Source organism: Stenotrophobium rhamnosiphilum (assembly GCF_003052265.1).
Classification (GTDB): Bacteria; Pseudomonadota; Gammaproteobacteria; order Nevskiales; family Nevskiaceae; genus Stenotrophobium; species Stenotrophobium rhamnosiphilum.
Genome location: NZ_QANS01000005.1, coordinates 120,013 through 143,552, shown reverse-complemented (window position 1 = coordinate 143,552; position 23,540 = coordinate 120,013). Strand labels below are relative to the sequence as shown.

Genomic DNA, 23,540 nt, shown 5'->3' with positions numbered 1-23,540 from the left:
CATTCCAGCAGTGTGCTCAAGCTACAGCTGCATGCTATGGTGGTCAGACCACTAGCATCGGATGGCCCCGTGACAGCTCCGACATCAAAGAATCGTGCGACGACTGTTGTCGAGTACCTGCAACGCGGCATTCGTGAAAATAAGTTCAAAGTTGGGAAGGCCTTGCCCTCTGAACGTGAACTGTCCTTGTCCCTTGGAGTTTCCCGCGCGTCGCTGCGCGAAGGGATCAGTTTGCTTGTCAGCAAAGGCGTTCTCACCCGTCAGCATGGCATCGGCACTTTTGTCAGTGCCGCGAAAGATCAACGCATGGCTGAGATTTGGACGGACATGGTGGATCGTCATCCGCTGATTCAAGCGGACCTGATTGAATTCCGCGAGATGCTCGAAAGCCGCACGGCAGAGTTAGCCGCAGAGCGCGGCACTCAAGCGGATAAAGAGCGCTTGATTCAACTAGGTCAGGATGTTGATGTGGCGTATCGCGGCAGTGATCGTCAACAACAAGTCAAAGCAGATGTCGCATTGCATCAGGCCATCGCAGAGGCAACACACAATCCTGTGTTCTCTTACCTGATCGATTCACTGCTGAAAGTTTTGCACGAGCATGTGCAACTCAGCATTGCAGGACTCTCTCCGCAGTCAGAAACGTCTACGCAATTGCGCAGCCAGCATCATGAACTCGTCGCAGCGATTGTTGCTGGCGATGCTGCGCGTGCAGGTGCGGTTTCTAAGCAGCACATCGAATTTGTCAGAACGCGGCTTAACGCACTTGACCATATTCCCCCGCGTCGGAAGCGCTAAAGCGTTTATTGCTTAACGACGTTTTTTGTAAATCTATTGCGATGTTTTTTATATGGCGATTAGTTCTTCGCTAGGCATTAGTGCGTATTTCCCTAGCGAAAAGCAGGCGTGATGAGGTGAATTTACACGCGCATTCCTTGACAACTACATTCCCAATATATAGAATTATATCCCATAATATGGAATTAACGACATGACAAGAATTTAAGTCATGTCGTTACAGAAGTAATAAATATAGAGCCGCACAGTCGGCCGTTCGCGTTTGAGGAGACAGAGAATGGAGTTTGGCCGGCGCCCTGAACCTGGTCGAAGATTGGCCGGCATTGGCTTCGTGGTGTTATTCCACGTGGCCTTGATCTATGCGCTCGTCAGCGGTCTCGCACGTAAAGCCATCGAAGTGCTGCCTGCTCCGATTGAGACCAAAATTCTCCAGGAAATTAAATCGCAGGAGGCGCCACCACCGCCGCCTCCGCCGACGTTCGAGCCGCCTCCACCAACGTTCGTTCCGCCGCCAGAAATTGTCATTCAGCAGCCACCGCCGCCTCCAGCAGCGGTCACGACTGTCGTGCCAAAAAATCCGCCAGCAGCGGTTCCAAAGAATCCGTCGCCAGTTGCGCCAGTAATCAATGCACGTCGCAGCTGCCGCGAGCCTGAGTATCCGCCGTCATCGCAGCGTCTTGGCGAGAAGGGCACGGTGACGTTGGCATTCTTGATTGGCATCGACGGCAAGGTTGCTGAGAGTCGCGTTGAGGGCACGAGTGGATTCCCTCGACTTGATGAGGCTGCCAGAGCAGCACTCAGTCGCTGCAAGTTTGTTCCAGGAACGGTTAACGGTGTTGCTACGCCTGCGTGGGCAAAGATCAAGTACGTCTGGAAAATACCGGGCTCTAACTAGAGCGCCAAGTAGAACGATGCACAGCGGCAATGATGTTGAGTCTAAAAAAGATTTAGTAAGAGTTAACAGCCGTTTCGCGCGGCTTACGGATATGGAGATCGGTGCTATGTCGCTGTCAAAACGTATGAAGAGTCTGTTCGCAGTTATTGCTATCGCAGTGTCTACGCTATTCATGGGGCTGATGGCTCCAGTGGCATTAGCGCAAGATCCTGTGCCGATCACTCCTGCAACTGAGCAGGTGAACAATCCTTACGGCGTGGATGCCCTTTGGCGCCAAGGCGATTTCGTCGCCAAGACCGTACTGGTGCTGATGCTGATCATGTCGGCAGCGACTTGGTACATCATGTTTGTGAAGCTCTACGAGCAGCAGAAACTGTTTGCTCAGGCTAAAGACACCAGCGCAAAATTCTGGAACACGCCAGCGGTTTCGCAAGGGCAGGCTGCACTGCAAGCGGGAACGCCGTTTTGGTACATCGCTGATCGAGCCTTGCTAGCCAGCAAACATTACGAAGGTAATGTGGTGCAGGAAGTTGATCGCAGCAGCTGGATCACGATTTCAATCAATCAGGCTGTTGAAGAAATTTCCAGCCGTTTGCAGGGCGGTTTGTCAGTGTTGGCAACCGTCGGTTCTACCGCGCCATTCGTTGGTTTGTTCGGAACGGTTTGGGGCATTTACCACGCACTGACGGCCATCGGCATTTCTGGCCAAGCCTCAATCGACAAGGTTGCGGGTCCGGTCGGCGAAGCACTCATCATGACGGCGATTGGTCTTGCGGTCGCTGTGCCAGCGGTTATGGGCTACAACTGGTTGGTTCGTCGCAACAAGGCCGCAATGGGCCGTGTGCGTTCCTTCTCGACCGATCTCCACGCCGCGCTGATTTCTGGTGCTCGCGTGAGCGACAGCAGCAGCGTGAGCCAGCGTAAAGCAGCCTGAGCGTAGGAGATTCGCGATGGGAATGCAGATCGGCAGCGCTGAAGAAGACGAAGACGAGGTCATAGCGTCCATTAACACCACGCCTTTGGTAGACGTGATGTTGGTGCTGCTGATCATCTTCTTGATCACGATTCCGGTGGTGACGCATACCGTGCCGGTGACGCTGCCGACCGAACGCAATCAACCCACGCAGACCAAACCCGAGAACATCATCATCGCCGTGGATCGCGATGGAAATGTTTACTGGAACGAAAAACGTGTCGCTGATTTGCCAGCCTTGTTTGAACGGATGAAGACGATTGCGGTGAAGATTCCGCAACCTGAAATTCATATCCGTGGCGATCAGTCTGTTCGCTATCAATCGATAGGCGAAGTCGTGGTGACCTGCCAGCGTGCGGGTATTGCCAAGATTTCATTCATTACTGAACCGCCTCCTAAGAGCTAGACCATGGGAATGAATGTAGGCCAAGGAAATGGATCGGGCGAACCGGAAGTCGTCGTTGATATCAATACGACGCCGCTGATCGACGTGATGTTGGTGTTGCTGATCATGCTGATCATCACCATCCCCATTCAGACGCATGCGGTAAAGCTGGATATGCCCAGCAGCAGCGCGCCACCGCCAGGTGAGCCGCCGCCGTCGATTGATTTGGAAATTGATTTCGACGGCACGATTCTGTGGAACGGTGAAGTGGTGCCTGATCGCACAGCGCTTGAACAGCGCCTGACGGCAGAGGCCAATTCTGCAGAGCCTGCAGAGCTGCATATCCGTCCAAACAAACTCGTTGAATACAAATATGTTGCTACCGTGCTGGCAGAAGCTCAGCGCTTGGGTATCACGCAAATCGGATTAGTTGGTAACGAACAGTTTCTCCAATAGTTTGCCCGGAGTTCGGTAATGTCATTTTTCATGCGTGTTATCGCCAGCCTTGTGCTGCTGGCTTCCGCCACCGTAGCGATTGCTGCTGCGGATCAGTCTTTGCGTGCAGAAGTGGGCAAGCCACTTCAGGCGGCCAAGGATCTTCTGCAACAGCAGAAATATCGCGATGCCTTGGGCAAGGTTGATGAGGCCGCAGCCATTCCCAAGCTAACGCCTTACGAGCGTTTCATCATTGATCGTATGCGCGGCGCTGCTGCGGGTGGCGCTGGTGACACTGCGACTGCACTGAAGTCATTCGACTCAGCGCTTGCTTCTGGATTGATGACCAAGACGGATGAGCTGCCGACATTGGAGATCATGATCGGCCTGGCTTACTCGGGAAAAAACTACGCAAAAGCCGCAGACACCCTGCGTAAATACCGTCAGGACGGCGGCAATAATCCTGCTGTATTGGCGCTACTGCCTCAGGTTTTGTACTTGTCGGGTCGCTTTGCAGATGCTGCTAAAGAACTCTCAGCACTGCTCGCTGCGCAAGAGGCTGCTGGCAAAGCGCCCACCGAAGATCAACTAGAACTGTTGGCCAGTTGTGCGATCAAGCAGAACGATACGGCGGGTTATGTTGTTGCTTTGACCAAGCTAGTGATCTATCACCCCAAGGCCAGCTATTGGAATGATCTGATCGCGCGTACTGCAACCAAATCTGGATTCTCAAACAAACTGGCGCTTGATACTTATCGTCTGCGTGTTGAGACCGGCACGATCAGCAGCGCAGCGGATTATGTTGATGCGATCGAGTTGTCACTTCAGGCCGGTTACCCCGGTGAAGCGCAGCAGTTTCTGGATCAGGGCAATAAGGTCGGCGTGCTGGGCAAAGGCGCGGCGCGTGATCTTGATCGTCAGGCTCGACTCAAGGCGATGGTTGCACGCAAGATTGCTGAAGATAAAACCAGCTTGGCTGCTAGCGAAACACAGGCGGGCCAACAGCCGGGTGGCGATGGCTTGGTCAATACCGGTCTCGCTTATGCGGGCTATGGTCAGTTTGATAAAGCGCTGTCGCTGATCCAGAAGGGCATTGCCAAGGGCAAACTGAAAGACGCTGACGAAGCGCGTTTGCATTTGGCTTATGTGCAGATTCGTGCCGGCAAGAAAGACGAAGCTTTGAAGAGCTTGTCTCAGGTCAAAGGCAAGAACGGTACCGCTGATCTTGCAAGGCTCTGGCAGATAAAACTCGGCGGTCGTTAAGACCGCCGTTTCATTATCAAGCGGTGGCGATGCCTGCCGCTTTATTCAGTTTCAATTCTTCAATCGCAACATCACGCATACGGAATTTCTGGATCTTGCCGGTGACCGTCATCGGGAAACTATCCACAAACTTCCAGTAGCGCGGAATCTTGTACGTCGCGATACGGCCTTTGCAGTAAGCCTGCAGCTCTTCGCCAGTAGCGCTAGAGCCTTCACGGACCTTGATCCAGGCCATCACCTCTTCACCGTATTTCTCGCTTGGCACGCCGATCACCTGCACATCTGAAACGCAGGGATGTCCGTAGAGAAATTCTTCAATCTCGCGAGGGAAGATGTTCTCGCCGCCGCGGATGATCATGTCCTTAATGCGGCCGACAATCTTGACGTAGCCTTCTTCATCTAGCGTTGCAAGATCGCCCGTATGCATCCAGTGGCCACGATCAATCGCCTTCTTCGTGGCTTCTTCATTGTTCCAGTAGCCAATCATCACGGAATAACCGCGGGTGCAGAATTCACCTGGTGTTCCACACGGAACAATAGCGCCGGTTTCCGGATCAATGATCTTGATCTCGACATGAGGATGTACGCGGCCCACCGTTGAGACGCGACGATCAAACGGATCGTCTGCCGCGTTCTGTGTCGAGATCGGCGAGGTTTCCGTCATGCCATAGCCGATCGTGACTTCGCGCATGTTCATCAGCGTCGTCACTTTCTTCATCACCTCAACTGGGCAGGGTGAGCCCGCCATGATGCCGGTGCGCAAAGTCGATAGATCAAACTTTGAAAATTCAGGATGCTCGAGTTCGCCGATGAACATCGTCGGTACGCCGTAGAGCGACGTGCAGCGTTCTGTTTGTACCGTGTTGAGCGTTTCATAAGCATCGAAGCTCTCAGCAGGAATCACCATGCAGGCGCCGTGCGCTGTGCATGCGAGATTGCCGAGCACCATGCCGAAGCAGTGATAGAAAGGCACGGGGATGCAAACGCGATCTTCTTCGGTGTAGCGACAGGTCAAGCCAACGAAATAGCCGTTGTTCAGAATATTGTGGTGACTGAGTGTGGCGCCCTTCGGCAAGCCCGTTGTGCCGGAGGTGAACTGGATATTGATCGGGTCGTCGAACTGCAGGCCCGCTTCGCGTTCGTTGAGCTGCGCTTCAGAAACCTGATCACTTTGTTTCAGCAGCGTTTGCCAATCTTGTTCCAGGACCAGAGCGTCTCGCAGATCAGGACACTTGCCGCGTACTTCGTCCAGCATCTCTACATAGTTCGTGGTGCGGAAAGCCTTGGCCAGAATCAGAACGCTAATGCCGGACAGCTTCAGTGCATATTCGAGTTCTGCAGTTTTATAAGCCGGGTTGATGTTGACCAGAATCGCGCCGATACGCGCCGTGGCGTATTGAACGATGACCCACTCATAACGATTGGGGGCCCAGATGCCGACGCGATCGCCTTTCTGCACTCCGCGAGCCATCAGGCCGCGAGCGGCGAGACCCACTTCATCCCAGAATTGACGATAGTTCGCGCGATAGTTTTGAAATGGAACCACCAGCGCTTCGCGTTCAGCAAAGCGCTCTACAGTGCGGCGCAGGTTTTCTCCGATGGTCTGACCGAGCAAAGGCACGGTGCTGGGGCCATTGGAGTAGGACATGAGATCTGAATTAAGGTCATTCGCGTTGGACATGTTCTGTCTTCTTTTAGGCTTTGGAATTGAGTCTGGAAATCTGTGCGCCTTTCCAGCCATAGAACGCTACCAGAACAAAGCACGCTGCAGGAAGGAAGAAGGCCGAAGCAGTGCCAAAAGATTCTGCGATCAGTCCCATCGGGTAGGGCAGCAACACACCGCCGCCGATGGCCATCACCATAATCGATGATGCGCGCTTGGTGTTAGCGCCAAGATCTTTAACGCCCAAGGTGAAGATGGTGGCGAACATTGTGGACATGAAGAAGAACACTGCGATCAATGCGACTGCAGAAACTTTCTGGATGCCCAAGGCCACAACTACGGTCAGCACGGTATTAATCACGCCGTAGGTCATCAGAATCTTGCGTGGTGCAAAGCGAGTCATCAGGCCAGTCGTTACGAAGCGACCAACAAGGAACAGCAGCATGCCGATCGACAGCATGTAAGCGCCGTTCTGCGAGCTGAGCCCTGACCAGGTTTCGGTGACGAGATTGATGAAGAAGGCGCCGATGCCGACTTGCGCGCCGATGTAGAGCGCTTGCGTTGTTACACCCAGTACGAAGTGTTTCTCGCTGGAGAGTGCGCCTTGTGCGCCGCCATGCGTGGATTCAGGTTCGGCGATCTCTGGAAGGTGTGCGCGTGAAAGCAGAATCGCGAAGATCAGAACTAATACGCCGATGACAGCGTAGGTCGTCTGGATCGACTGATGCGCGTTATCGGATCCGACAGTGCCGCCAAAAAATAGAGCGCCGCCAATGATCGGCCCCATGAAAGCACCGAGACCATTAAACGACTGCGCGAGATTTAGACGATGCTCTGCGCGATCGGCAGGGCCCAGCACGTTGACGTAGGTATCAGCGGTGGTTTCCAGATAGCAGAGACCGGTGGCGAGTACGAACATCGAGCACACGAAAAATGGAAAGCTTGCTGCCTCTGCAGAAGGAATAAACAGAAAGGCACCGCCGGCGGTAATGCACAAGCCGGTGAGCAGTCCGAACTTATAACCCTTGCGACGCAGCAGCGCGCCTGCGGGCAAACTCATCGTCAGATAGGCGCCAAAGTAGGCGATCTGCAGCCAGGTGGATTCAGCCTTGCCGACGCCGAGCGTGTCCTGAAAATGTTTGTTCAATACATCCAGCAGGCCGTAGGCGAGACCCCAGATGAAGAAGCAACTGATCGCATAGATCAGCGGCACAGTCAGCGCGGATCGTTGCGTCTTTCCATTCGCGGTTACTTCCGCGGTTTGCATCGTCATCTCTGTCCCCTCGTCGCTTGTTTGTATGTAGTTCCGCCTTCGTATATTCGAGGGTCGGTTCTGAAATTCAGCTCAGCCGATAGATCGCCTCGGCTGTATTGGCAAAAAGTTTGTAGCGCTCAGCCAGACTGAAATCAGCAGTGATCTGGTCATAAGCACAAAAGTGTTTGGTGAAACTTCCGTAGAGCTTGTCCACGGGGAAGTTGCTGGCGAACATGCAGCGTTCTGGTCCGAACAGTTCAACCGTGGTCAGTACGAAAGGTCGAATGCTTTCGACAGTCCAGTTGCGGTCAATCATCGACAGACCGGAAATCTTGACCGCTACATTGGGTTGTCTGGCGAGCAAGGTCATGCCTTTGCGCCAAGCTTCGAGACCTGCAGGGTCACGATCCGTCGGCATCCCTGCGTGATTCAGAATGAGTTGCGTGCCGGGATGACGCGCGGCGAGTAGGGCCGCAGCAGGCATCTGTGATGGATAGATCTGCAGATCAAATGACAGACCATATTTCTGCAGAAGACTAAATCCACGACGCCATGCGAGATCTTCCAGCAGATCATGTGACGTATATGTTTTGAGCGGATCTTTGTGCCAGTTAATGATCTGGCGAATGCCGCGAACATTGGCATGTTCCCAATGTGCGGCCAGCAGCGATTCCACTTCAGGATGATTCAGCTCAGCAAAAGCGACAATGCCATGCGGAGCGCCATATTGATCGGCAAGTTCTTGCAACCAACGTGTTTCGTTGAGTGCGTCTTTGGCATCGGCGCCCGCATCGACATGCACGGTTTTCTTAATCGACCAGCCCGTCGTATCTCTCAGATAATCGCTAAGGCCATAAGGCTTGGCGATGGCAGTGCAGTCCCCGGCCGGGTTGTGCGGCAGAGGCTGCTGCATCAGCCATGCGTAGTGATTTCGACTGAAATCCCACAGATGCTGATGCGGATCGATGATGGGAAAATCGATCATCGCTGTCGATCTCAGTAAGTCGTCCGACCGCCAGAGATATCAAACGTCGCAGCGGTGCTGAACGAGCACTCGCGACTCACCAACCATGAAACCAGCGCAGCGACTTCTTCGGTCTCGCCGATACGACCCATCGGAATGCGCGACAGCATGTAGTCGATCTGGCCTTGCGTCAGCTGCGCAAGAATCGGACTGCGAAAGGTTGCAGGTGTCACGCAGTTAACGCGAATGCCGGTCTTCGCCAATTCCTTGCCGAGTGATTTGGTCAGGCCGATGACGCCAGCTTTCGACGTGGAATACGCAGATGCGTTGGGGTTTCCCTCTTTGCCTGCGACCGAAGAGATGTTGACGATACGGCCGTAATCATTCTTCAGCATGTAAGGCACCACTGCACGACAGCAGTGATAGGTTCCGTTCAAATTGACATCAATGACTTGATGCCAGTCTTCTGGCGGGTAATCCCACAGCGTGGTGGTGGGGCCGGTGATGCCAGCGCTGACCACGAGAATATCGATGCGACCTAATTTGGTATTAGCTTCTAGTGCGGCTGCAGAGATTTGCGCCGCGTCAGTTACGTCAACAACCTTGCTGTGAATGGCGCCGGTAAATTGAATCGCTTCTGACAATGCACATTCGTCGCGATCCCAAATGCTGACGGTCGCACCTTCTGTTGTCAGACGAGCTGCGAGTTCGCGACCAACGCCTGAAGCGCCGCCGGTGATGACTGCAGTCTGTCCTGCAAAACGACCTGCGAAGGTGCTCATGCGTTTGACTCATCGGTGGCGTGCCAGGCGACAACTTTTTGTTTCTGCTCGCCGAGCTTGGCAATGCCAAGGCTCATGGTGTCGCCAGCTTTCAGATAGATCGGCTCTGGCTTTTGTCCGAGGCCAACGCCAGGTGGCGTGCCGGTAATAATCAGATCGCCGGGGTGCAGCGTGATGAATTTGCTGATGTAGCTGACCAGCTGGGCGATGGTGAAGATCATCGTGCGGCTGTTGCCGGTTTGCATGCGCTTGTCGTTGACGTCGAGCCACATATCCAGAACTTGCGGATCGCCAACTTCATCAGACGTGACCAGCCAAGGGCCGACAGGTCCAAACGTGTCGCAGCCTTTGCCTTTGTCCCAGCTGCCGCCACGCTCGATCTGGAATTCGCGTTCGCTGACGTCGTTCACCAGAACATAACCAGCAACATAATCGAGTGCTTCAGCTTCTTCGACGTAGCTCGCGGTGCGGCCGATGATGAAGCCGAGCTCAACTTCCCAATCACCTTTCCTCGATCCCTTCGGCAACATCACGTCATCGTTGGGGCCGTTCAGGCAGCTGATCGCTTTGGTGAAGAGCACAGGCTCAGTTGGAATCGGCAGCTTTGATTCTTCTGCGTGATCGGCGAAGTTGAGGCCGATAGCGAGAAACTTGCTGATGCCAGCAACAGGTACGCCGAGACGAGGATTGCCGGCAACGATTGGCAAATCATTTGTGTTCAGCGCAGCGAGTTTTGCCAGTCCAGCTTTCGAAAGAACTTGCGGAGTGATGTCAGCGATGACGCCGGACAAATCACGCAGCACACCGTTGCTGTCGAGTAGTCCGGGTTTTTCCTGGCCTGCCAATCCATGGCGTAGCAATTTCATATGAGTGCGCTCGGATTATTAATGCGTGTACGGACGATGGAGTTTGCATGCTGGATTCAGTTGCACGCCGAAGCCGGGTTTGTCGTCCAGCTTCAAGCGACCATTGACCGGCACTGGCTCATCGAGCAGTAGCGGGTTGAACATCGGCACAACCTTGTCTGCATCCGGCGCCATCATCAGGAACTCGGCGAACGGGCTGTTGTGACGCGTGATGACGAAGTGATAGCTGTAAACGCTGGAGCCGTGTGGAATCACCATTACGCCACGTGCGTCTGCGAGTGCAGAAATCTTGATCAGTTCGGTGATGCCGCCGCACCAGCCCACATCAGGCTGAATGATGTCGCAGCAATCCATTTCCAACAGCATGCGGAAGCCCCAACGTGTGGCTTCATGTTCACCGGTGGTGACGAGCATTCCTTTCGGCGCGTTCTTTTTCAGATCGCGATAACCCCAGTAGTCGTCCGGGCTCAGTGCTTCTTCAATCCACTTGAGGCCGTGCTTGTGCGCTTCGTGTGCGAGGCGCGTTGCATAGTTGAGATCAAGGCTCATCCAGCAATCGAGCATCAGCCAGAAGTCATCACCAACGCGTTCACGCATCTCTGCGAGTTCAGCAATATTTTTCTTCAGGCCTTCTTCGCCTTCAGCTGGACCATGATGCAGTGGCATCTTGCCGCCGATGAAGCCGAGTTTCTTCGAGAGGTCAGGGCGCGAGCTGGTGGCGTAGAACTGCAGTTCTTCGCGAACCTTGCCGCCGAGCAGCTGATAGACCGGCTCCTTGCGCAGCTTGCCGAGCAAATCCCATAGCGCGAGATCAACGCCGCTGAGTGCGTTGACGACCAAGCCCTTGCGACCATAGAACTGCGTCGAGAAGTACATCTGGTCCCAGATCTTCTCGTAGTCGGTGACGCTGGCGCCTTCGAGGAAACGAGCGAGGTGCTTCTCAACAATATAAGCAGCGGGTTCGCCGCCGGTGGTCACTGCAAAACCAACCGTGCCATCTGCTGCTTCGATCTCGACAACCAAGGTGCCGAGAACGTTGATGCCGAAGCTTTGACGGCTCTGGCGATATTCAGGGTAGCGGCTCATCGGCGTGGCGATGTGATCGTCAATCCAATGGCCAGAGCCCTGATCGTGGTAATCGGCGCCGCCGCCACGAACAACAAATGCGCGAACGTGTTTAATCAGTGGAAAGGTCATGTCTATAGTCTGGTTGGTAAGCAGAGTGGTGTGAGCGTAGTCGTGTTTAAACTAAATACGTTGCCGCGATGGGGCATCGCTTTGCTGACATCCTGATCGGATCATTCATCTCGTCTCTCCCCTCGGCTCAAGCAATCATTGCTGCTTGTATATTTCATATTATGGGATATAATATTAATATATGGGATATAAACAGTCAACCTAAGAATATGGCCAAACGCAAAATTACTACCGCAGATTCCGCCGCTCCTTCTGGCAGCCAAACACTATTACGTGGCCTCGATGTACTCGAAGCTGCGGCAGCAGGTGTCATTGGGCTTGCTGAGCTTGCAGAGAAACTCGAACTCACGCGCAGCACGGCACATCGACTTGCTTCAGTGTTGGTCGAGCGTCGCTATCTCGCTTTCGTTCCCCGCGAAGGCTATAGCCTGGGGCCAAAACTTTTAGAGCTCGGCTATGGCGCGCGTCAGCAGATGAACATCATCCGCATTGCTGCGCCGCATCTAGAAGCGCTTGCGCTGGCTTCTGAAGACACCGTGCATTTGGGTTCGCTTGAAGGACGCCGTGCGCTTTACTTGGACAAGATTCCAGGGCGTCGTCGCGTAGAGATTAGTTCGCGTGTTGGCGAACGTCAGCCTGTGACCTCAACGGGATTGGGCAAGGCGCTGATTCTCGATGAAGACGAAGCTAGCTGGCATGACTTGTATCTCTCTGAAACCGGCAAGAATGCGTCGGAAAGTTTCTTCAAGACATGGGTAAAACGCATGCGCACTTATGCGCGGCAGGGCTACGCCTTCGATCTTGAAGAGAACGAAGATCAGATTCGCTGTGTCGCTGCGCCGATTCGCGAAGCGGGCGGCAACATCATTGCTGCAATCAGTCTCTCCAGCGCTGCTCAATATATGAGTGATGCGCGCATGGCAGAGCTGGTTGTTGAAGTGAAGAAAACAACTGCAGCGATCAGCCGTGAACTCGGCTGGAGCGAGCCGCAGTAATCTGTAAAAAATCAATTATAAAAATCAATTATAAAAATCGACTCTAAAAATATGGGGGAGACGGTCAATGCTGCTGCAAGGTAAAACGGTTTTGATCACAGGTGCGGCACACGGTATCGGTCGCGCGACCGCGATTGCCTGTGCAAAACAGGGCGCAGATGTCGCAATCAATTATCTGAATGAGCCAGAAGCCGCGGCTGCTGTGGTTGCTGAGATTGAAGCTTTAGGTAAGCGCGCGATTGCGGTGAAAGGCGATGTTGCTGATGCAGCATCCGCACCGGCTTTTGTCGAAGCTGCGGTAAAAGCTTTCGGAAAGATTGATGTCTTTGTAAGCAATGCAGGCATTTGTCCGTTTCATGCTTTCCTTGATATGCCCGCAGAGATTCTTGAACGCACGATGCGTGTGAATCTGCATGGTGCTTATTACATGGTTCAAGCCGCTGCCAAGCGCATGCAGCAACAGGGATCGGGCGGCGCGATTGTTGCGATCAGTTCGATTAGCGCATTGGTCGGCGGCGAAATGCAGACGCATTACACGCCAACCAAAGCAGGCGTGCACTCGCTGATGCAGTCCTGCGCAATTGCGCTTGGACGTTATGGCATTCGTTGTAATTCAGTCTTGCCAGGTACGATCGCGACTGACATCAACAAGGAAGACTTGGCGGATCCCGCCAAGAAAAAATACATGGAAGGCCGTATTCCACTAGGCCGATTGGGCGAGCCCGATGATGTCGCAGGCTGCGTTGTATTTCTGGCTTCAGATTTGGCGCGCTACGTCACAGGGTCTTCGTTGCTCGTTGACGGCGGCATGTTTGTGAATTTGCAGTAACAGCTACTGCGTGACGCTACTTTTTTCTGAGTAGCGTCACTGCCTGTTCTGCGAGTTGCTGTATTCCTGCCCAGTCCTGCTTCTGCATCAAAGCTTTTGGCGTTAGCCATGAGCCGCCGATGCAGGCGACATTCTCTAGCGCCAAATACTCCGCAGCTGTCTCCAGAGAAATGCCACCTGTAGGGCAAAACTTTGTGGAGCCGAAAGGGCCATGCAGCGCCTTCAACATGGCAACGCCGCCGGATTGTTGAGCGGGAAAGAACTTCAGATTGTTAAATCCAAGCTCCATCGCCAGCATGATTTCAGACGGCGTTACGGCGCCTGGCAACAGTGCCAAGCCAGAGGATTTGGCTGCGGCTGCCAAGGCTTGAGTCAGACCGGGACTCACAGCGAACTGCGCGCCAGCATCCGCAGCTGCAAGCAAATGCTCAGGGTTGAGAACCGTACCTGCGCCAACAATCGCGTCGGGCACTTCACGAGAAATATTGCGAATCGCAGCAAGTGCACTTGGTGTTCTGAGCGTCACTTCTAGAACGCGAATTCCACCAGCGACCAAGGCACGCGCCATTGGCACGGCATGGGATTCATCATCAATCACAATCACCGGAATGACTGGAGAGAGTTTCATAAGCTCAGTGGTATTCATGCTTCAGCCTCAGCTGACAGTACGGTGAAGTGTTCTGATGGACGTTGAGGTGCGGGCGTGTTGGTTTCAGCAGTATGGCCAAAAGTAATTGCGCCTTGCTCTGCACTTGAGACTTGTGAGCGGAACATGCTGAAGAGTTCGCGGCCCATGCCAAATTCATTGGCGCTGAGATCAACGACATCGGCGGATCGTGAAGCTAGGACGTCGCCAGCCACTTCGACTTCCAGAATGCCGTGCTCGGCATCGAGCAGCACCATATCGCCGTTTTGTACTTTGCCTAGCGGGCCACCAGCCAAACATTCTGGGCTGACGTGAATTGCGGCGGGGACTTTTCCAGATGCGCCAGACATTCTGCCATCGGTGACGAGCGCGACATGAAAGCCGTCGTCTTGAAGAACGCCCAGTAGCGGTGTGAGCTTGTGTAACTCAGGCATGCCGTTTGCGCGTGGGCCTTGAAAGCGTACGACCGCGATGAAGTCGCGTTGCAGCTGTCTGGCCTCATAAGCGGCAATCACTTCTTCCTGACTATTGAACACCAGCGCAGGCGCGTGAACGCGGCGGTGCTTGGCCGCAACAGCAGAAGATTTAATAACGGCGCGGCCTAAATTTCCGCGGAGCAAACGCAAACCGCCATCGGCTTGGAAAGGTTTGCTTGCTGGTGCAAGCACAGATTCATCAAGGCTATTGATGGGGGTTGGCTGCCAAGACAATTTTTCGTTGTCGAGCTGAGGCGCTTCGGTGTAACGCGAGAGTCCGCGCCCAGCGACAGTCATCACGTTCTCATGCAGCAGGCCGCGGCTAAGCAGTTCGCGAATCAAGAAGCCGACGCCACCAGCGGCGTGGAACTGATTTACGTCGGCGCTGCCATTCGGATAAACCTTGGCCAGCAAGGGAATGACGGCAGAGAGATCGTTGAAATCGTCCCAGTTAATCAGGATGCCCGCTGCGCGAGCAATCGCTACAAGATGGATCGTGTGATTAGTTGAGCCGCCGGTGGCCAACAGGCCGACAATGCCGTTAACAATGGCGCGCTCATCAATCACCTGTGCAATCGGTGTGTACTCCTCATGCAAGGCGGTAATGCGAACGGCGCGCTCTGTTGCGGCGACCGTGAGTGCATCGCGCAACGGTGTATTGGGGTTGATGAACGCAGCGCCGGGCAGGTGCAGGCCCATGACTTCCATCAGCATCTGATTGCTGTTGGCGGTGCCGTAGAAAGTGCAGGTGCCCGGGCCGTGATAGGACTTGGATTCGGCCTCCAGCAATTCTTCGCGGCTGAGTTCTCCGCGTGCGAACAGTTGGCGTACGCGCGATTTCTCGGCATTGCTCATGCCAGTAGTCATTGGACCTGCGGGTACGAAGATCGCGGGCAGGTGGCCAAACTGAAGCGCACCGATGAGCAGGCCCGGAACAATCTTGTCGCACACGCCCAAGTACAAAGCCGCATCAAAGGTGTTGTGTGACAGTGCGACTGCGGTGGACATCGCAATGACGTCGCGCGAGAACAGAGACAGCTCCATTCCGGGCTCGCCCTGCGTGATGCCGTCGCACATCGCGGGAACGCCGCCAGCGAACTGTGCCACTGCGCCGGCTTTGCGGGCGGCGGTTTTGATCAGGTCTGGGTAACGTGCAAAAGGCTGATGTGCCGACAACATATCGTTGTAGGCGGAGACGATGGCGATATTGGCGAAGTTGAAAGCGCGTAGTGCTTTCTTGTCATCGGGTGCCGAAGCTGCAAAGGCGTGCGCCAGATTAGTACAGCCCAGTTTGCTTCTTCTGGGGTGCTGCGTGGCAACGACTTCAATCCGCTTCAGATAGCTGGCACGGCTTGCGCGGCTGCGATTGCAGATTCTATCGGTGACTTCACTGAGAGTTTTATCGAGTTCCATCTGGGTGCGGGCCTCGTTGATGACGCTAACGATCGGTAATTTGGGCGGACGGACGACCCGTCATATTTATGTAGTATAGCAACATAAAATTGGACGTCCCAAGGGAGGAGCGCCCAAAATGTTGTGAAAATTATCGATTTATCCCAATATATGGGTGCTGTGAGGCGTTGTTGCCTGTCCTAGGGCGCTTACGTCACACTGTTATCGCTAGATGGCTTTTGTGTAAATTAACTACATAAATTTAACGGTGAGCCTGTTTTGGGTTCGCACGTTGATGAAATTCATTGCAAGGAGCAGCCGTGCAGCAGGTGGAATCGTTTGACTTGGTGTTGTTCGGTGGCAGCGGCGATCTGGCGCTTCGCAAGCTACTTCCCGCACTGTATTCCCGACATGTTGCTGGAGACCTTCCAGCACACGGCCGCATCATTGGCGTTGCTCGACAAGAGCAGACGCGCGAGCAATTTGTTGCTCAGGTCAAAGAGCATTGCATTCTCAATATTGAAAAAGGCCTGTTCAGCGAGACCTTATTCAACGTCTTCGCCAAACGCCTCGAATATCTGCGTGTTGATGCTGGAATCGCCTCCGACTTTTCCGCGCTCGCAGATTTTCTTAAAGACTCCGCTGCAAAAGTCCGAGTTTTTTATCTCTCGACTGCCCCTGATCTATTCACGTCAATTTGTGAAAATCTTTCAGTCGCGAATTTAATCCACAGCAACTCTCGCGTAGTTCTTGAAAAACCGCTGGGTCGCGATCTGGCCTCTGCTCAAGAGATCAATGCACGCGTTGGTAGTGTTTTCGATGAATCGCAGATTTATCGAATCGATCATTACCTAGGCAAAGAACCTGTGCAGAATCTGATGGCGCTGCGTTTCGGCAATGCCTTGTTCGAACCGCTATGGAGTCGCTCCTGGGTGCGTGATGTTCAAATCACCATCGCAGAGCGTGTCGGCGTAGAAAAGCGCGGTGATTTCTATGACCGGGCTGGCGCAATGCGCGATATGGTTCAAAACCATTTGCTGCAACTGCTATGCATCATTGCAATGGAACCGCCATCGAGTATTGACCCTGATGCGGTGCGTGACGAGAAGCTAAAAGTGCTGCGCGGTCTGGTGCCAATGACGGCAGAGACGGTTCGCGGTTCGACCGTGCGTGGTCAGTACCGCGCAGGTGCGATTGATGGTCAGCCGGTTATTAGCTACGTGCAGGAAGAAGGTATTTCCAGCAGCAGCAACACTGAAACATTTGTTGCGCTCAAGGCGGAAATCAATAACTGGCGTTGGTCCGGCGTGCCGTTCTATTTGCGCACTGGTAAGCGCCTGCAAGATCGCGTCGCTGAGATTGTGATCAATTTCCGCAACGTTCCGCATTCAATCTTTCCGCCACCCAAAGGCGGCATTCAAGGCAATCGACTGATCATTCAGCTGCAGCCTGAAGAAGAGCTGAAGCTGTATCTGATGGCCAAGGAACCGGGCAATGAGATGCAACTCAAGCCTGTGAGTTTGAATCTCGATTTCTCTGAGCAGTTCAAACAGCGACCAATGGATGCTTATGAGCGTCTGTTGATGGACGTCATTCGCGGCAAGCTCACCTTGTTTATGCGTCGCGATGAACTTGACGCCGCTTGGCGCTGGGTCGAGCCTATTCTCGATGCTTGGAATAGCAGCGACGAAAAGCCGAAGTCATACACCGCGGGTAGCTGGGGCCCAGCCGCTGCCAGTGCCTTGCTCGCGCGTGAAGGGTCGTCTTGGCCAGAGGAAAGTTAGTTTGTTGTCTGAACACTTTTTTACTTCTGATCAAGAGCTGGCATCAGCATTGGCTGCTGCCACGGCTGCCAAATTGCGTGAAGCCTTAGCTGCCAGATCCAAGGCGAGCTTGGTGGTTTCTGGCGGACGTACGCCTGCTGATTTTCTCAACGCTTTAAGCGCGCATGAACTCGATTGGTCTGCCGTTAGTGTTCTGCCGACAGATGATCGTTGGGTCGATGCCAACCATGCAGATAACAACGAGGCCATGATTCGTCGGCATTTGCTGCAAGGCGCAGCTGCAACAGCCGTGCTGAGTGGTTTGTCTGACGCTTCTTTAACGCCAGTGCCAGACGGCGAGCGCCAAGCCGAAGCAGCATTGAAGAAGCTATCGACGCCACTTGATGTAGTCGTTCTAGGCATGGGCGATGACGGACATACAGCATCGCTATTTCCGCAGGCGCCGCAGTTAGCGCAAGCGCTGGATTTAAATTCTGGCCGCAGCTGCATGATTCTCGATCCAGTGACTGCGCCGCATCGCAGAATCAGTCTGACGCTGCCAGCGCTTTTGCAAAGTCGCCAGATCGACATACTTATTCGTGGAGACAGTAAGCTAAACGTCTATCGTCGCGCCTTGAGTGCTGGCCCGACGGTTGGGATGCCGATTAGCTTCATCCTTCATCAGAAACAGGTACCTGTGCATGTCTACTGGAGCCCATAAGCCTTTGCGTTTGGTCGCCGATATTGGCGGCAGCAACGCGCGCTTTGGTTTGTTGCGCGATGGCGCTCGTGAGCCAGTTGAGTGCAAAACGCTGCCGACTGGCGACTTCCCAAATTTTGTTGATGCCGTTGAGCGCTTCTTAGAGCTCAGTGGTTCGCCGCATGTGACTGAAGCAGCGGTTGCGATTGCCAATCCGGTGACTGGCGATGCAATCAAGATGACCAATCAGCATTGGGCGTTTTCAACTGAGCAAGCTCGCAAGCATTTGCATCTGGATCGCTTGCTGATGCTCAACGACTTTGCTGCGCTTGCAATGTCTTTGCCGCATTTGGCTTCGCATGAATTGCGTCAGCTCGGTGGTGGTGAGCGTGTTGAGCTTGGAGCGTGCGCTTTGCTCGGACCTGGCACTGGCTTGGGTGTTTCTGCGTTGCTGTCAGCGGGCGAGGGACGTTGGGTGCCGCTGTCAGGCGAAGGCGGGCACATCACCGTTGCGACCGCTGACGATTACGAAGCGGAAATCATCGCCATCCTTCGACGCGAGTTCGGACATGTTTCGGCAGAGCGTGTGCTCTCAGGCATGGGCTTGTGCAATTTGTATCGCGCGGTGGCACAGCTTGCTGGCCGATCACCGCTGACGTTAACGCCAGCAGAAGTCACCCAGCGTGGTCTTTCTGGCGAAGACGCTGATTGCGCAGAGGCACTGTCACTGTTTTGCAGTTTGCTCGGTAACGCAGCAGGCAGTCTCGCTTTAACCATTGGCTCGCGCGGTGGTGTGTATATCGGTGGCGGCATCGTGCCGCGGCTCGGTGAGTATTTCCATCAGTCCAAATTTCGTGCGCGCTTTGAGGCCAAAGGTCGCATGTCGGAATATCTGATTCCGATCCCTGCGTATGTGATTCACGCTGATAACCCTGCGTTGATTGGCGCTGCCATTGCCTTGGATGCGCCCTGATGCTGACACGCGTAAAAGGTCTGCGAGAACAGCTCAGAAAATCTGAGCAACGCGTCGCTGATCTTGTAATTGCGCGACCCAATCAGGTTTTGAGTCTCTCGATTAGCGCGATTGCTGAACTGGCTGAAGTAAGCGAGCCCACCGTTCTGCGTTTCTGTCGAGCCGCTGGCTGCGACGGCTATCGAGATTTCAAACTTCATCTCGCACGCAGTCTCGCTACAGGCGTGTCTTATGTACACAGCGATGTGGGCCCCAATGATTCTGTGCCGGATTTGGTAGCAAAGGTTTTCGATAGCAGCATCGCCGCTTTGATCCAAGTGCGGAATCAGCTGGATATGAAAGCGCTGCAGCGCGCAGTAAAAATTCTAAGTGCTGCGCGCAAGATCGAATTTTATGGCCAGGGAAATTCCGGCATCGTTGCGCAGGACGCGCAGCACAAATTCTTCCGCCTGCGTGTTCACTCAGTCGCTTATTCAGATCCGCATATCCACAGCATGGCCGCCACCATGTTGAAACGTGGGGATGCTGTTGTTGCCATTTCAAATACGGGTCGGACTATCGATCTGTTGCGCAGCTTGGAACTGGCGCGAGAAGCGGGTGCTGACGTTATTAGCATTACCCACAGCGGATCGCCTGTCGCCAAGCTTTCCACCGTCGCGTTATACGCCGACTGCGAAGAAGATCCTGAAATCTACACGCCGATGACTTCGCGAATCGCCCATTTGGCCATCATCGATTCATTGGCCGTGGGCGTTGCCTTGCAGCGTGGCGTTCGCCTGACCAAGGAATTGGAGCGCGCCAAGGGCAGTCTCAAGCAGAAGCGTGTGCTGGGTTACGACGACTAAGCGGCCTTGAGCCTCGTTTGGGCGGCCTGTTCTAGCCCTCTCAGGGCCAATCTACTTGATCCGCAGTAGGCGGAAAGGGCGCCTTGTAAGGCAACGTTAGGGGTACTAAACACCCTTAAATTAAAGATTGAGATGATTGCAGCTATTACTGGAGCAAGCGGTTACGTCGGGTTGAATCTCGCCCAGGTTCTTTTGGATGCCGGCCATCAGGTTCGAGCCATCGACCGGGTCCGCTCCCCATCGCTTGATCCTCGCGTCTCGTTTATTGAGGCCGACATTCTTAATCCGGCTTCGATCCAAGCCGCGCTTGAAGGCGTTGATGTGGTTTATCACCTTGTCGCCAAGATCACGCTGGCTCAGGAAGATCCTGTTGCTTGGACCATTAACGTCGACGGCGTTCGCATCGTTGCCGAGGCTGCACTCGCCTGCAAAGTGAAGCGCATGGTGCACGTGAGTTCGATCGCATCCTTCGATCAGAATAAATGCAATCGCCAGCTCTCAGAAACCTTGCCGCGCTCGACCGATGCAGCGTTGCCTGTTTACAGCCGCTCCAAGTACGCAGGTGAGCAGGAGTTCTTGAAGGTTGTAGCCAAGGGCTTGGATGGCGTGATTTGTTATCCCACCGGCGTGTATGGCCCAACCGATTTTGGCAGCGTGATCTCGCGACTCAATGTCGTCTTTCTCGATTCCGCACGCGGCAAGATTCCTGCGATGGTCGCAGGTGGATTTGATCTCGTGGATGTACGCGACGTCGCGATGGGCTTGCTGCTGGCGAGTGAGCGTGGACGCACCGGTGAGAACTATCTGCTCGGTGGTCATTACATCGAAATGCTGGATGCTTGCAGAGTGGCTGCGCGCTACGTTGGACGTCCGGGCCCCAAATTCTCGATCCCGATGGGATTCATTCAGGCCATCGCGCCGATGGTTTCCAAGTTGTCCAAGAACGGCGGCGCGGAAGACGGTCCGTTTTCTAAAGCAGCGTTGGACGCCATCGCAACTTCGCCCATCGTTGATCGCTCAAAAGCAGAGCGTGATTTGGGTTATGCGCCGCGGCCATTGGAAGAAACCATGGGCGACCTCATCGCATTCTTCGTCGCGAAAGGCCATTTCAAGGTCGACCGCGCCGCTTAAAATTCTTTGCTGATCGTGTTTGGATTTTCAGGATTTGCCCATGAATCAGAATCTCCTAGACACCCTCCAAGATCGTATGGATCTAGAGCAGCTCGCGATTGAATACGCGAATGCGATAGACCAGCGATCTTGGGATCGGCTTGATCAAGTTTTTGTAGCAGACGCGATCATCGATTACACCGCGACCGGTGGCATCAAGGGCTCTTACGCAGAGATTAAAGAGTGGCTGCCGCGCACGCTGAAGTTCTTCAAGAGCTACATGCACTTGATGGGCAACTTTCAGTTTGTGATTGAGGGTGATACCGCGACGGGGCAGGTCTCTTGCTTCAATCCCATGTTGGCGCCGAGCCTGTTGGGTGGAACAAACACAGTGATGTTTGGCATCTGGTATCACGACACCTACATCCGCACGCCGGAAGGCTGGCGCATCAAAACGCGCAGGCAGCAGCACAGCTATTCATTCAATGTTCCACTGTGGATGAGGCTGGCCACCAAACTCGTTGCGCCTATTGAACGGTTTAAGCAGGCACGTAAACGGAAATAAAGATTTTTGTGCAGTGCCCACATCGGCCTGAGCACAGTAACCGCCGCAAATCTCAAAGCGTTCCGATAAGCTAAGATGAATTGCCCGGCGCATCGGGTAGCCCTACATAAAATGGGATCGGACAATGGGCCCGAGAATTACGAAAATAATTACTGTAGCCGTCGCAATACTTGCGGTGGCTGCGCCTATTAAGTTGGCCATTTATCTGGCTGCAAAAGAAGCGCGCGATACCGAAACCAATAGCGCTTTGGACTATGCCAAAGATGCGCTCGCTCGCTCGGATAGCACCACAGATCAAATCACTCGCGGCGTCGCATCGCTGATGGCGCTTCAATCTGTTGATCCTTGCTCGGATGCTAGCGTTGAGTTGATGCGAAAAATTGATCTGGCATCCAGCTATATCCAGAGTATTGGTTATATGCGTGGCAACCAATTGGTTTGCTCATCGCTTGGGCTGGAGGGCAAGGGACTTAACCTTGGTCCCGTCGATTGGACTCAGCGCGACGGAGCCAAGATACGCGCCAACGTGCAGCTGCCATTCGCTAAAGGCATCTCATTCATCGTTGTTGAGACCCAACACTACGCAGCCATCATTCACAAAGACCTGCCGCTTGATATCCGTGCCGACGCGAAGGGACTTGCATTGGCGGCCATATCGTCGAGCAATGGACAAGTGTTCACGTCGAAGGGCTACATCAAGCCGAGTTGGTTTGATGCACTGGCGGGCAAGAGTGAAACTGCTTTCATCGATGGCGATCATGTTGTCGCTGTTGTTGCTTCTCAGCGATATGAAATTGCTTCGATAGCTGCGCTGCCTATTGCGCATCTGGCTCAACGTACACGCACTGTGGCATCGCTGATCATTCTGGGCGGTGTGTTGGTGGGCATCGCGCTATCAATTGTGGTGCTTTATCGAGCGCGACAACGCATGGCGATGCCGACGATATTGAAAACAGCCTTGCGTCGCGGCGAATTCTTCATGGTCTACCAGCCCATCGTTGACCTGCAGACAAACCAGTGGGTGGGCGCGGAAGCGCTGATTCGTTGGCGTCGACCTGATGGCCAAATGGTGCGTCCGGATATCTTCATCCCTGTTGCGGAAGATGCCGGCCTTATTCGGCAGGTGACTCAGCATGTCGTAGGGCTTATCGCTAACGACGCTGCGGATTTATTTAAACGCAGACCAGATTTTCATATCGGCATCAACCTTTCTGCAGAAGACCTGCATGCTGATGAAACCGTAGGAATGCTGAATGGACTCAAGATCGCTACGGGCGCTGGCGCAGGCAACTTGCTGGTCGAAATTACCGAGCGTGGATTTGCAGACCCAGAAAAGGCCCGCGAAATCGTGCGGCAATTACGAAGCATCGGAATGCCCGTAGCAATTGATGATTTCGGCACGGGCTACTCCAGCCTTTCGTACCTTGAGAGCTTTGAAATTGACTACTTGAAGATCGACAAATCTTTTGTCGACACCATCGGCACGGATGCCGCTACGAGCCACGTAGTGCAGCACATTGTTGAAATGGCGAGATCTTTGGGGCTCAAAATGATCGCCGAGGGCGTGGAAACTTCTGTGCAGGCGGAATTTCTGCGCAGTCGCGGCGTGCAATACGCGCAGGGCTGGCTGTTCTCAAAGCCCATGTCTTTACCTGATCTACTAAGCGCTTCAGGCAAACAGTGACGCACTAGCTATCGCTTCAATAATTGACAGGTCTCATCGATATATACAACGATACATATCGAGGCGATCTCCCGGGTAGTTAATCA

At 54.0% G+C, this 23,540-nt stretch carries 23 protein-coding genes; 15 read left to right on the top strand and 8 right to left on the bottom strand.

The window, feature by feature from the left end; all coding sequences use genetic code 11:
* Positions 1–69: 69 nt before the first annotated feature.
* The 6 genes from CJD38_RS13540 to CJD38_RS13515 all read left to right on the top strand — a co-directional run bounded on the left by CJD38_RS13540 (position 70) and on the right by CJD38_RS13515 (position 4,749).
* Positions 70–798 (top strand): FadR/GntR family transcriptional regulator, encoded by a 729-nt coding sequence (locus tag CJD38_RS13540; RefSeq protein WP_240783628.1) that lies wholly within the window; start codon positions 70–72, stop codon positions 796–798.
* Positions 799–1,075: 277 nt separating this feature from the next.
* On the top strand, positions 1,076–1,693 hold the full coding sequence (locus tag CJD38_RS13535) for an energy transducer TonB (protein WP_107940895.1): 618 nt from the start codon (positions 1,076–1,078) through the stop codon (positions 1,691–1,693).
* A gap of 106 nt (positions 1,694–1,799) precedes the next feature.
* Positions 1,800–2,627 carry a MotA/TolQ/ExbB proton channel family protein gene (locus tag CJD38_RS18790; RefSeq protein WP_107941140.1) on the top strand — a complete coding sequence of 276 codons (828 nt, stop codon included), beginning with the start codon at positions 1,800–1,802 and terminating at the stop codon, positions 2,625–2,627.
* 16 nt (positions 2,628–2,643) lie between these two features.
* Complete coding sequence (locus CJD38_RS13525; RefSeq protein WP_107940894.1) at positions 2,644–3,072, top strand: ExbD/TolR family protein; 429 nt, start codon at positions 2,644–2,646, stop codon at positions 3,070–3,072.
* 3 nt (positions 3,073–3,075) lie between these two features.
* On the top strand, positions 3,076–3,507 hold the full coding sequence (locus tag CJD38_RS13520) for an ExbD/TolR family protein (RefSeq protein WP_107940893.1): 432 nt from the start codon (positions 3,076–3,078) through the stop codon (positions 3,505–3,507).
* Positions 3,508–3,525: 18 nt separating this feature from the next.
* Positions 3,526–4,749 carry a tetratricopeptide repeat protein gene (locus CJD38_RS13515; RefSeq protein ID WP_240783627.1) on the top strand — a complete coding sequence of 408 codons (1,224 nt, stop codon included), beginning with the start codon at positions 3,526–3,528 and terminating at the stop codon, positions 4,747–4,749.
* Positions 4,750–4,765: 16 nt separating this feature from the next.
* Here the strand turns inward: CJD38_RS13515 and CJD38_RS13510 are convergent, their stop codons facing one another.
* The 6 genes from CJD38_RS13510 to rhmD form a co-directional block, all read right to left on the bottom strand.
* Positions 4,766–6,430, bottom strand: coding sequence for an AMP-binding protein (locus CJD38_RS13510; RefSeq protein WP_240783626.1), 1,665 nt, complete (start codon positions 6,428–6,430; stop codon positions 4,766–4,768).
* A gap of 13 nt (positions 6,431–6,443) precedes the next feature.
* On the bottom strand, positions 6,444–7,679 hold the full coding sequence (locus CJD38_RS13505) for a sugar MFS transporter (RefSeq protein ID WP_436296027.1): 1,236 nt from the start codon (positions 7,677–7,679) through the stop codon (positions 6,444–6,446).
* A 73-nt stretch (positions 7,680–7,752) separates the two neighbouring features.
* Positions 7,753–8,652: an amidohydrolase family protein gene (locus tag CJD38_RS13500; protein WP_107940890.1), complete on the bottom strand. Its 900-nt coding sequence runs from the start codon at positions 8,650–8,652 to the stop codon at positions 7,753–7,755.
* 11 nt (positions 8,653–8,663) lie between these two features.
* Positions 8,664–9,413: an SDR family NAD(P)-dependent oxidoreductase gene (locus CJD38_RS13495; RefSeq protein ID WP_107940889.1), complete on the bottom strand. Its 750-nt coding sequence runs from the start codon at positions 9,411–9,413 to the stop codon at positions 8,664–8,666.
* The gene (locus CJD38_RS13490) at positions 9,410–10,279 is read right to left on the bottom strand and encodes a 2,4-didehydro-3-deoxy-L-rhamnonate hydrolase (RefSeq protein WP_107940888.1); all 870 of its coding nucleotides are present in this window, start codon (positions 10,277–10,279) and stop codon (positions 9,410–9,412) included. Before CJD38_RS13490 ends, CJD38_RS13495 begins: the two co-directional genes overlap by 4 nt.
* 18 nt (positions 10,280–10,297) lie before the next feature.
* The gene (gene rhmD, locus CJD38_RS13485) at positions 10,298–11,476 is read right to left on the bottom strand and encodes an L-rhamnonate dehydratase (RefSeq protein ID WP_107940887.1); all 1,179 of its coding nucleotides are present in this window, start codon (positions 11,474–11,476) and stop codon (positions 10,298–10,300) included.
* A 209-nt stretch (positions 11,477–11,685) separates the two neighbouring features.
* Between rhmD and CJD38_RS13480 the strand changes: the two genes are divergently transcribed.
* Both CJD38_RS13480 and lra1 read left to right on the top strand, forming a co-directional pair.
* Entirely contained in the window at positions 11,686–12,471 is a 786-nt protein-coding gene (locus CJD38_RS13480; protein WP_107940886.1) for an IclR family transcriptional regulator, read from the top strand.
* Positions 12,472–12,538: 67 nt separating this feature from the next.
* Positions 12,539–13,300: an L-rhamnose 1-dehydrogenase Lra1 gene (lra1, locus tag CJD38_RS13475; RefSeq protein WP_107940885.1), complete on the top strand. Its 762-nt coding sequence runs from the start codon at positions 12,539–12,541 to the stop codon at positions 13,298–13,300.
* Positions 13,301–13,316: 16 nt separating this feature from the next.
* Here the strand turns inward: lra1 and CJD38_RS13470 are convergent, their stop codons facing one another.
* Positions 13,317–13,946, bottom strand: coding sequence for a bifunctional 4-hydroxy-2-oxoglutarate aldolase/2-dehydro-3-deoxy-phosphogluconate aldolase (locus tag CJD38_RS13470; RefSeq protein WP_107940884.1), 630 nt, complete (start codon positions 13,944–13,946; stop codon positions 13,317–13,319).
* The gene (gene edd / locus CJD38_RS13465; protein ID WP_107940883.1) at positions 13,943–15,835 is read right to left on the bottom strand and encodes a phosphogluconate dehydratase; all 1,893 of its coding nucleotides are present in this window, start codon (positions 15,833–15,835) and stop codon (positions 13,943–13,945) included. The genes CJD38_RS13470 and edd overlap by 4 nt, the downstream gene beginning before the upstream one ends.
* Before the next feature lie 299 nt (positions 15,836–16,134).
* Between edd and zwf the strand changes: the two genes are divergently transcribed.
* The 7 genes from zwf (at position 16,135) to CJD38_RS13430 (ending at position 23,454) form a co-directional block, all read left to right on the top strand.
* Positions 16,135–17,598, top strand: a complete 1,464-nt coding sequence (zwf, locus tag CJD38_RS13460; RefSeq protein ID WP_107940882.1) for a glucose-6-phosphate dehydrogenase — start codon at positions 16,135–16,137, stop codon at positions 17,596–17,598.
* 4 nt (positions 17,599–17,602) lie between these two features.
* A complete protein-coding gene (gene pgl / locus CJD38_RS13455; protein ID WP_161554240.1) occupies positions 17,603–18,298 on the top strand; it encodes a 6-phosphogluconolactonase in 696 nt (231 codons plus the stop codon).
* The gene (locus tag CJD38_RS13450) at positions 18,279–19,250 is read left to right on the top strand and encodes a glucokinase (protein ID WP_107940880.1); all 972 of its coding nucleotides are present in this window, start codon (positions 18,279–18,281) and stop codon (positions 19,248–19,250) included. The genes pgl and CJD38_RS13450 overlap by 20 nt, the downstream gene beginning before the upstream one ends.
* Positions 19,250–20,095, top strand: coding sequence for a transcriptional regulator HexR (hexR, locus tag CJD38_RS13445; RefSeq protein ID WP_107940879.1), 846 nt, complete (start codon positions 19,250–19,252; stop codon positions 20,093–20,095). Before CJD38_RS13450 ends, hexR begins: the two co-directional genes overlap by 1 nt.
* 132 nt (positions 20,096–20,227) lie before the next feature.
* Complete coding sequence (locus CJD38_RS13440; RefSeq protein WP_107940878.1) at positions 20,228–21,226, top strand: NAD-dependent epimerase/dehydratase family protein; 999 nt, start codon at positions 20,228–20,230, stop codon at positions 21,224–21,226.
* A 40-nt stretch (positions 21,227–21,266) separates the two neighbouring features.
* Positions 21,267–21,770 (top strand): nuclear transport factor 2 family protein, encoded by a 504-nt coding sequence (locus CJD38_RS13435; RefSeq protein WP_107940877.1) that lies wholly within the window; start codon positions 21,267–21,269, stop codon positions 21,768–21,770.
* Between the two features lie 175 nt (positions 21,771–21,945).
* Positions 21,946–23,454 (top strand): EAL domain-containing protein, encoded by a 1,509-nt coding sequence (locus CJD38_RS13430; protein WP_206363007.1) that lies wholly within the window; start codon positions 21,946–21,948, stop codon positions 23,452–23,454.
* Positions 23,455–23,540: the final 86 nt, after the last annotated feature.

Bases quoted from the DNA above. Each gene is read 5' to 3' on its own strand.
- CJD38_RS18790 (WP_107941140.1), top strand. From the start codon at position 1,800: ATGTCGCTGTCAAAACGTATGAAGAGTCTGTTCGCAGTTATTGCTATC.
- hexR (WP_107940879.1), top strand. From the start codon at position 19,250: ATGCTGACACGCGTAAAAGGTCTGCGAGAACAGCTCAGAAAATCTGAG.
- CJD38_RS13500 (WP_107940890.1), bottom strand. From the start codon at position 8,652: ATGATCGATTTTCCCATCATCGATCCGCATCAGCATCTGTGGGATTTC.
- CJD38_RS13520 (WP_107940893.1), top strand. From the start codon at position 3,076: ATGGGAATGAATGTAGGCCAAGGAAATGGATCGGGCGAACCGGAAGTC.
- CJD38_RS13490 (WP_107940888.1), bottom strand. From the start codon at position 10,279: ATGAAATTGCTACGCCATGGATTGGCAGGCCAGGAAAAACCCGGACTA.
- CJD38_RS13525 (WP_107940894.1), top strand. From the start codon at position 2,644: ATGGGAATGCAGATCGGCAGCGCTGAAGAAGACGAAGACGAGGTCATA.
- CJD38_RS13510 (WP_240783626.1), bottom strand. From the start codon at position 6,430: ATGTCCAACGCGAATGACCTTAATTCAGATCTCATGTCCTACTCCAAT.
- CJD38_RS13535 (WP_107940895.1), top strand. From the start codon at position 1,076: ATGGAGTTTGGCCGGCGCCCTGAACCTGGTCGAAGATTGGCCGGCATT.
- CJD38_RS13450 (WP_107940880.1), top strand. From the start codon at position 18,279: ATGTCTACTGGAGCCCATAAGCCTTTGCGTTTGGTCGCCGATATTGGC.
- CJD38_RS13515 (WP_240783627.1), top strand. From the start codon at position 3,526: ATGTCATTTTTCATGCGTGTTATCGCCAGCCTTGTGCTGCTGGCTTCC.
- rhmD (WP_107940887.1), bottom strand. From the start codon at position 11,476: ATGACCTTTCCACTGATTAAACACGTTCGCGCATTTGTTGTTCGTGGC.
- CJD38_RS13435 (WP_107940877.1), top strand. From the start codon at position 21,267: ATGAATCAGAATCTCCTAGACACCCTCCAAGATCGTATGGATCTAGAG.
- edd (WP_107940883.1), bottom strand. From the start codon at position 15,835: ATGGAACTCGATAAAACTCTCAGTGAAGTCACCGATAGAATCTGCAAT.
- CJD38_RS13440 (WP_107940878.1), top strand. From the start codon at position 20,228: ATGATTGCAGCTATTACTGGAGCAAGCGGTTACGTCGGGTTGAATCTC.
- CJD38_RS13495 (WP_107940889.1), bottom strand. From the start codon at position 9,413: ATGAGCACCTTCGCAGGTCGTTTTGCAGGACAGACTGCAGTCATCACC.
- lra1 (WP_107940885.1), top strand. From the start codon at position 12,539: ATGCTGCTGCAAGGTAAAACGGTTTTGATCACAGGTGCGGCACACGGT.
- CJD38_RS13505 (WP_436296027.1), bottom strand. From the start codon at position 7,679: ATGCAAACCGCGGAAGTAACCGCGAATGGAAAGACGCAACGATCCGCG.
- CJD38_RS13470 (WP_107940884.1), bottom strand. From the start codon at position 13,946: ATGAATACCACTGAGCTTATGAAACTCTCTCCAGTCATTCCGGTGATT.
- CJD38_RS13480 (WP_107940886.1), top strand. From the start codon at position 11,686: ATGGCCAAACGCAAAATTACTACCGCAGATTCCGCCGCTCCTTCTGGC.